Origin of the sequence: Streptomyces sp. NPDC059564, assembly GCF_042735575.1 — a bacterium.
In the GTDB taxonomy this organism is placed as follows: Bacteria; Actinomycetota; Actinomycetes; order Streptomycetales; family Streptomycetaceae; genus Streptomyces.
The window spans coordinates 1-1,169 of sequence record NZ_JBHWBP010000716.1 but is presented as its reverse complement, the minus strand read 5'-3'; the positions used below and the strand labels follow the sequence as shown (position 1 = coordinate 1,169).

Annotated in this window: 3 protein-coding genes; 1 reads left to right on the top strand and 2 read right to left on the bottom strand. The window is 73.9% G+C overall.

Annotated features, from left to right (window positions below; translation table 11 throughout):
• Window positions 1-23 precede the first annotated feature (23 nt).
• Together ACFV0Q_RS41890 and ACFV0Q_RS41885 are read right to left on the bottom strand one after the other, a co-directional pair.
• Entirely contained in the window at window positions 24-302 is a 279-nt protein-coding gene (locus ACFV0Q_RS41890) for a chaplin (RefSeq protein WP_385013376.1), read from the bottom strand.
• 103 nt (window positions 303-405) lie between these two features.
• Complete coding sequence (locus ACFV0Q_RS41885; protein ID WP_385013374.1) at window positions 406-732, bottom strand: hypothetical protein; 327 nt, start codon at window positions 730-732, stop codon at window positions 406-408.
• A 103-nt stretch (window positions 733-835) separates the two neighbouring features.
• Between ACFV0Q_RS41885 and ACFV0Q_RS41880 the strand changes: the two genes are divergently transcribed.
• Window positions 836-1,169 (top strand): carboxylesterase family protein (locus ACFV0Q_RS41880; RefSeq protein WP_385013373.1); only part of this gene is annotated, 334 nt, incomplete at its 3' end.

Sequence of the window (1,169 nt, the reverse complement as noted above, 5' to 3'; positions counted from 1 at the left end):
GGTCAGGCTGGTGATCCTGGTGATCAGCCGCCGTAGCCCTCGGTGTGGTGCTCGCCGCCACCCGACGCGTTGACGCAGGTGTTGCCGAAGGCCGGGTTCAGCAGGGCGATCACGTTGACGGTGTTGCCGCAGACGTTGACCGGGACGTGGACCGGAACCTGGACGAGGTTGCCCGACAGGACACCGGGGGAGCCGACCGCCGCACCGTGCGCTCCGGCATCGGCAGCCGCCAGACCCGCACCGGCGGCCAGCGCGCTACCGGCAGCAGCGGTGATGACGAATGCCTTCGCGATACGCGACATCAAGATCTCCTCGTGAGATGTGGGGCGCCGCAGGACCTGCGGCATTTGACATGGCATACAACGCGGGGAGGGCCGAGTGGTCACGGTCCGTCCGCCCAACCGGTCACGAAAAGCGGACGGAGGCGAAGTACGGGCGCACCCGCGTGACCGTTCCGGGCCCCAGAACGGCCACCTTCGGACCGGCGCAGTGGGGGTCGCGGTAGAGGGTCGCGGTGCCGTGGGTGCGGTTGGTGACCGCCCGGGCGCCGCCGCCCTCCGCCCCGACGCAGCCCTTCGGGCCGCTCAGGCCGTGGACCTGGTCGTCCTGGCCGACGTACTGGAAGTCGGGCCCGGCGGCCAGCGCGCTGCCGGCGGCTCCCGACGCGCCGGTCACGGCCAGCAGGAGGACGGACAGGGCGCGCAGTGCGGGAGGATTCGGAATGACTCGCATGCCGGTCAAACCCGGGCCGACCCGGAACGGGTCACGCCTTGTCACCCCTGGCACGCCTGTGCGACCGTGCCCGGGAGGCAGGAGACGCGCGAGGAGAGCACGGATGAGCGCAGCGGACGGCGGGCGGCCCCGGGCCGGGACCGGACACGGCACGGTGGAGGGCCGCTGGGAGGCCGGCGGGACCGCCGTCTTCCGGGGCGTCCCGTACGCGGCCCCGCCCGTCGGCGCCCGTGCCTTCGCGGCCCCCGGGCCCCCGGCGGCCTGGGACGGCGTACGCGACGCGGGGGAGTTCGGGCCCACCGCCCCCAAGGTGCCCTACCCGGACCCCTTCGCGGCCCTGCTGTCCGACCCGGAGATCCCCGGCGAGGACTGCCTCACCGTCAACGTCTGGACCCCATCACCGGCGCCCGGGGCCCGGCTGCCGGTGATGGTGTGGC